The organism is Streptomyces sp. CB02414 (assembly GCF_001905385.1).
Taxonomy (GTDB): Bacteria; Actinomycetota; Actinomycetes; order Streptomycetales; family Streptomycetaceae; genus Streptomyces.
Genome location: NZ_LIPF01000001.1, coordinates 1,273,722 through 1,279,804, shown reverse-complemented (window position 1 = coordinate 1,279,804; position 6,083 = coordinate 1,273,722). Strand labels below are relative to the sequence as shown.

The window sequence follows — 6,083 nt, the reverse complement described above, 5'->3', positions numbered from 1 at the left end:
CGTTCCGTACGACGTGTCTCGTGTGGTGCCTGCGTGGTGCGGCGTGATGCGGCCGGCACCTCGGGCCGTGCGGCGCGGTCAGGCGCCGGCCTGCTCCATGCGCCGGCGCAGACTGGCCGGCCGCAGGTCCGTCCAGACCTCCTCGATCCGCTGGAGGCAGTCCTGCCTGGAGCCCTCGGTGCCCTCGGCCTGCCAGCCGTCCGGCAGTTCCCGGGCCGCGTCCCAGATCGAGTACTGCTCCTCGTCGTTCCGGACGACCCGGTAGGTGCGGTGGTCGGTCTGCTCGTCAGCCATGACGGTGTCCCTTCGGTGGTCGGATGCTCGCCCAGCCTCCGACGCCGACCTATACCGGGGCTCTTATCGGCTCTCTTTTGTCCCGGCGGGCGGAACGGCCCGAGCCGCGGCGAAGACAGCACACGGCCCGGTCCCGACGGGGGTTCGGGACCGGGCCGTGTGGTCCGGGGTGGTGCGGTGTGTGCCGGGACGTGCCGGGTGGCCTACTCGCGGGCTCCGATCAGCTGCACCGCGCGGGCCCGCAGCGCCGCACCGACCGGCAGGACGGTGCCGAGGAGCGCCAGCAGGGTGGAGACCACCGCGACGCCCGTGACGACCGCGTACGGAACGACTATCGGGGTGGTGCCGAAGAGCTGGAGCAGGGCTCCCCAGAGGCCGGCCAGGTTGACGGCGGTCGCGGCCAGCGCCAGCACCACACCGATCGCCGACACGAGAAGGGACTCGGCGACGAAGAACCGCAGCACCTGCCTCGGCGTGGCGCCCGCGGTCCGCAGGACCGCCAGGTCGCGCCGGCGGTCCGCGGTGGCCATCAGCAGCGTGTTGAGGATGGCGATGAAGCAGAACATCATGATGATCACCGCGGTGGAGCGCTGCCGGACCTCGTTCAGGTGCCGGGCGTAGGCCGCCTCGGAGGCGACCAGTTCGTCCCGGGACATGAAGGTCGCGCCGCTGCCCTCGACCGCCTCGCGGATGGCGGCGGTCGCGGCCGCCCGGTCGGTGCCCTCGTCCAGCGTGATGTACGCGCGGCGGGCCAGGCCGTCGCGTGCGTACAGCGCGGTGTCGGCGAACCGTGGAGGCAGGTAGGCCACGTCCTCGCCGCGCAGCGCCTCGTACACGGCGGCCACCTTCAGCTTCTGGGTGCTGCCGTCGGCCATCAGCACGGTCTGGGTGGAGCCGACGTCCATGTGCCACAGGTCGGCGACGGCCATGCTGTTCTCGTCGAGGTCGTCGAGTGAGCCCTCGACGACCTTGAGGTCCATGGTCCGCCTCAGCGCCTCGGGGTCGACGACCAGGCCGTCGTTCTCGTCGTAGCGGTCCTCGTCCTTCCAGTAGACCGTGGTGAGCAGCGGCGCGGCGATCTTCACGCCGGGCACCTCGGCGACCCGGTCGACCACCTCGGTGCTGATGCCGGGGGTGTCGTCGGGGGCGAGGGCGTAGTCGGAGACGATCCGGTTCTGCAGGCCGCTGTCCCGGGCCGCGCCCAGCGAGTCGGTGGCGGCGAGCAGGGAGAACGCGAGGCCGACGGTGAGCAGCACCGGCGCGGCCGTCGCCGCGGTCCGGCGGCGGGCGGTCAGCACGCTCTGCCGGACCAGCATCGCCGTGGGGCCGTTCGCGCGCCGCCACGGCCACATCAGCAGCCGGGCCAGTGGACCGACGGCCATCGGGGCGAGGACGGCCGCCGCCAGTACCGGCACCATCAGCGAGACGACGTACACCGTGGGCGAGAGCACCGTCACCGGGGAGCCGGTGGCGATCCAGGCGGTCCAGCCGACGCCGCCGAGCAGGGCCACGGCACCGAGCAGGGCGCGGCCGGGGGTGACGCCCGTGTCGTCGACGGCGGCCTCCCGCAGCGCTTCGACGGGCTGGACGGAGCCGGCCCGGCGGGCCGCCGCGGCCGCACCGCCGACCGACACCAGCAGCCCCACCAGGAAGGCGGCGGCGAGCGGCGCGAGCACGGTCCAGTGCAAGGACGGGGTGACGGTGAACCAGTCCGGCGACACGCCCATGGAGATCAGCATGTCGGCGAGGAGCTGCGCCCCGAACAGGCCGAGGGCCGTGCCCGCCGCGGCGGCGAGGCCGCCGATCAGGAGAGCTTCGTTGCGGACCATCTTCCGCACCTGCTTGGGGGTGGCGCCGACCGCGCGGAGCAGGGCGACCTCCCTGCGGCGCTGGACGACCGCGAAGGCGAAGGTGGACGCGACCACGAAGACGGCGGTGGTCCCGGCGACGCTCGCCATCACCGGCACCAGCGTGATCGTGTTGTCCAGGGTCTCGCGGTCCTCGGCCTCGCTGGCGTCGGCCTTGTGCCGGTCCTGGCCGGTGAGGACGTCGGCCCGCTCGCCGACGGCGTCCCGGATCGCGTCCGCGGGGCCGAGCGCGACCAGGGAGTCGATCCGCGGGGAGAGCCGCGCGGCCTCCGCCTCGGAGAAGAAGACGGCGTCCTCGTAGCCGACGGGGTCGACGGTGCCGCTGACGGTGTACGTCCGCACGGTGGACGCCGTCAGTACGGTCACCTCGTCGCCGGTGCGGGCCTGGTCGGAGGGGACCACGACCTGCCCGTCCGACGTCGGCGCGGCACCGTCGGTGAGGCGGTAGCCGCCGAAGCGGGCCACCGGCCAGGGGTGTCCGACCTGGTCCTCGGGGCCGCCGCGCAGTTGTGCGTAGAAGGCGCGGTCGACCACGGTCTCGCCGGTCGCGGCGACGCGGTCGCGCAGTTCGGTGCTCAGGCCGCGGGCCGCCTCGGGGGAGCGGACGCCCAGGTCGTGGTGGGCCGGGTCCCAGCCGTCCGACTGCGGGCGTACGACGGTGCCGGCGCCGGCGAAGCGCTCCACCGGACGGTCGGGCAGGTCGAACGCCGTCGTCACCAGCAGCCCCATGGCCGCGACCTGCGCCACGCCGAGGACCAGGGCGACCACCGTGCCGAGGAAGGAGACCCAGCGCGCCCGCAGGGTCTGGAAGGCCACCCGGATCACGACGACACCCCCAGGTGCGTCATGCGCGCGGCCACGTCCTCGGCGGTCGGCTGGAGCAGTTCTCCGACGAGACCGCCGTCGGCGAGGAACAGCACGCGGTCCGCGTAGGCGGCGACGTTCGGGTCGTGGGTGACCATCACGATGGTGGTCGTCACCGGTTGCGCGGTGCCGGGGCCGCCGGGGACGCCTGGCGCGCCGCCGCCCGGACCCGTCAGCGCGCGCAGCGTGTCGAGGAGTTCACGTCCCGTGGACAGGTCGAGGGCCCCGGTCGGCTCGTCCGCGAAGAGCACGGCGGGGCGGGCCACCAGGGCGCGCGCGATGGCCACCCGCTGCTGCTGCCCGCCGGACAGCTGGCTGGGCCGGCTGCCGGCCTTCTTCTCCAGACCGACCTGGGCGAGCGCCTGCCGGACCGCGCCGCGCGGGGGCCTGCGCCCCGCCAGCCGCATCGGCAGCGCCACGTTCTGCTCGGCCGTCAGCGAGGGCAGCAGGTTGAAGGACTGGAAGATGAACCCGGTGGAGGCGCGGCGGAGTTCGGTGAGCCGGGTCTCGTTCAGTCCCGAGGTGTCCTGGCCGTCGATGAACACCCGGCCCGAGGTGGGCCGGTCGAGCCCGGCCGCGCACTGGAGCAAGGTGGACTTGCCGGACCCCGAGGGCCCCATGATCGCGGTGAAGCTGCCCCGGGAGAAGGACAGGCTGGTGTCGCGCAAGGCGCTCACGGCACTGTCGCCGGACCCGTAGGTCTTGGTGAGCGACTCCAGCCGCACTGCGTCATCCATCGGTTCTCCGCGCTTCGTGGTTGAGGGGATCGGCCTCCGTCCCGTCCGGGACGGAGGCCGGCGCGGGCGCGTCCGGGGCCGGCAGCGCCGCCGGCTCCGACGGGGAGTGGCCCGCGTCGAGTGGTTCCATGCTGTCCGCGCGGTCCTCGAGGGCCGCGCCGGCCCTGCTGAACACGACGGCGGCCACCAGGGCCAGCACCGCCATCACCGCCGACAGCACCACGACGGTGTGGCGGCTGCCGACCGCCTCCAGCAGGTACCCCGTACCGAGCGCGCCGAGCGAACTCGCCCCGGACACCAGGAGCATGACGACACTGCCTACCCGCCCCTGCATGTCGTTGGGGGTGATGCGCACCTGGTAAGACATGCCGGAGACCGTAACAGTGGCTCCTATAAACGACGTTATGAAGAACAATGCGCCAAGTGCCGGTGCTTGCCGGAAAAACACCGCTGTGGGCATCACCACGGCCCACGCGGTGTGCGCGAGGACCATGATCTGCCGCATGGCCAGCCGCCGGTTCAGCCAGCCGCCGGACAGCGCCCCGCACAGCCCGCCCATGCCGCCCGCCGCCATGATCAACCCGATGGTGCCGGCGGCCCCGCCGTCCTCCCTGATCACCACGGCCACCGTCAGGATCAGCCCCTGGAACACCAGGTTGCTGACCGAGATGATCAGCAGCGCGGTCCTGAAGTAGGCCCGCCCCCACACCCACTTGAGTCCGGCCGCGACCTCGGCACGCATCTTGCGCCCGGTACCCGGCCGGCGGGGCGGCTGCCGCTCGCCCCGCAGCTTCACCAGCGTGACCAGCGAACCCACGTAGAGCGCCACGCTGGTCAGGAACGGCACCCACGCCGACAGACCGAACATCGCCCCGCTCGTGGGGTGCCCGACGAAGTTGACGCCGCGGGAGCGGGCCTCGTTGGTGGCCATCGCCGCGCCCAGCTGCCGCGAGGGCACCACGTTGCGCACCATGGCCCGTTCCGACAGCTGGTAGAAGACGGTCATGCTGCTCTGCACGAACGCCACGAGGGCGATGTGCCACACCCACACCGTGTCCCCCAGCAGGGAGACGGCGACCGTCGCCACCGCGACCATCCGCACCACGACGCACACCATCATGACGCGCCGCCGGTTCAGCCGGTCCACCAGGACGCCGGCCGGCAGCTGCACGAGCAGCGCCGGCAGGAGCCCCGCGAACCCGACGATGCCTGCGGCGCTCTCCGACCTGGTGTGCCAGAGCACCAGCAGCGTGAAGGCCATCCCGGAGCAGCGCTCCGCCATCACCGACATCGCCGAGCCGGTCCACAGCAGCCGGAAGTCCCGGTAGCTGCGCAGCGACGGCAGCTTGTGCCTGCCCCCTCCGCCGGGGCGGCCTCCGCGCTTTCGTCTCATGAACGGACGGCCCGGCACCATTCGAGGACCGCCATGGCGCTGTGCAGCTTGTGCGTGGCCTGGGCGAACGCCAGGCTGGCCGGGCCGTCCAGCACCTCCGCGGTGACCTCCTCGCCCCGGTGCGCGGGCAGGTCGTGGAGGAACACCGCGTCCGGGCTGGTCTCCCACAGCGCCCCGGACACCTGGAACGGGGCGAACACGGTGCGCCAGTCCGCGTCCGGCTTGCTGGTGCCGGTGGTCTGCCAGCGGGTGGTGTACACGACGTCGAACCCGGTGGGCAGGGCCGCCATGTCGTGCTGCTCGGACACTTTCGCCCCGCTGCGCGCCGCCTGCTCGCCGGCGGTGGCCAGGACGTCCGCCGCCAGGCCGTACCCGGGCGGGGTGCGCAGCTCCAGTTCGGTGCCCGGGAAGCGGGTCAGGGCCAGCGCCAGCGCGGCGGCACTGTTGTTGCCCTCGCCCACGTACAGCACCCGCAGGCCCTCGACGCGGCCGAAGTGACAGTGCAGGGTGGTGAGATCGGTGAGCCCCTGCGTCGGGTGCTCCTCCGCGGTCATCGCGTTCACCACCGACATCGGCCCGGCCGCGGCCCAGGAGCGCAGTTCCGCCGTCGCGTCCGACGTCCTGGCCACCAGCATGTCCAGCATGCCGGAGAGCACCCGGCCGGTGTCCTCGGTGGTCTCCCCGGTGTTCAGCTGGAGGTCGCCGGGCCTGAAGGTCACCGTCTGCGCGCCGAGCCGCAGCGCCCCCGTGGTGAAGGCGGTACGGGTACGGGTCGAGGTGCGCCGGAAGTAGACGCCGACCACCTCGCCCCGCAGCGGATCGGCGACCGCCCCGGCGGCGAACTCCGCCCCGCGGGCGACCAGCGTGCGCAGATCGTCGTCGGTCAGATCGGTCAGTGAGATGAGGTGACGCATGCGGACGTCCTTC

5 protein-coding genes are annotated in these 6,083 nt (G+C 73.1%); all 5 read right to left on the bottom strand.

Features of this window, described 5'->3' with window-relative positions:
* Nucleotides 1-78: 78 nt before the first annotated feature.
* Nucleotides 79-294 (bottom strand): MbtH family protein, encoded by a 216-nt coding sequence (locus tag AMK11_RS05790; protein WP_073723702.1) that lies wholly within the window; start codon nucleotides 292-294, stop codon nucleotides 79-81.
* A 203-nt stretch (nucleotides 295-497) separates the two neighbouring features.
* Nucleotides 498-2,987, bottom strand: coding sequence for an ABC transporter permease (locus AMK11_RS05785; protein ID WP_073723700.1), 2,490 nt, complete (start codon nucleotides 2,985-2,987; stop codon nucleotides 498-500).
* Nucleotides 2,984-3,763: an ABC transporter ATP-binding protein gene (locus AMK11_RS05780; RefSeq protein WP_073723698.1), complete on the bottom strand. Its 780-nt coding sequence runs from the start codon at nucleotides 3,761-3,763 to the stop codon at nucleotides 2,984-2,986. The genes AMK11_RS05785 and AMK11_RS05780 overlap by 4 nt, the downstream gene beginning before the upstream one ends.
* Entirely contained in the window at nucleotides 3,756-5,156 is a 1,401-nt protein-coding gene (locus AMK11_RS05775) for an MFS transporter (RefSeq protein ID WP_158070967.1), read from the bottom strand. Before AMK11_RS05775 ends, AMK11_RS05780 begins: the two co-directional genes overlap by 8 nt.
* Entirely contained in the window at nucleotides 5,153-6,070 is a 918-nt protein-coding gene (locus tag AMK11_RS05770; RefSeq protein WP_073723694.1) for an ornithine carbamoyltransferase, read from the bottom strand. Before AMK11_RS05770 ends, AMK11_RS05775 begins: the two co-directional genes overlap by 4 nt.
* Between the last annotated feature and the right edge of the window lie 13 nt (nucleotides 6,071-6,083).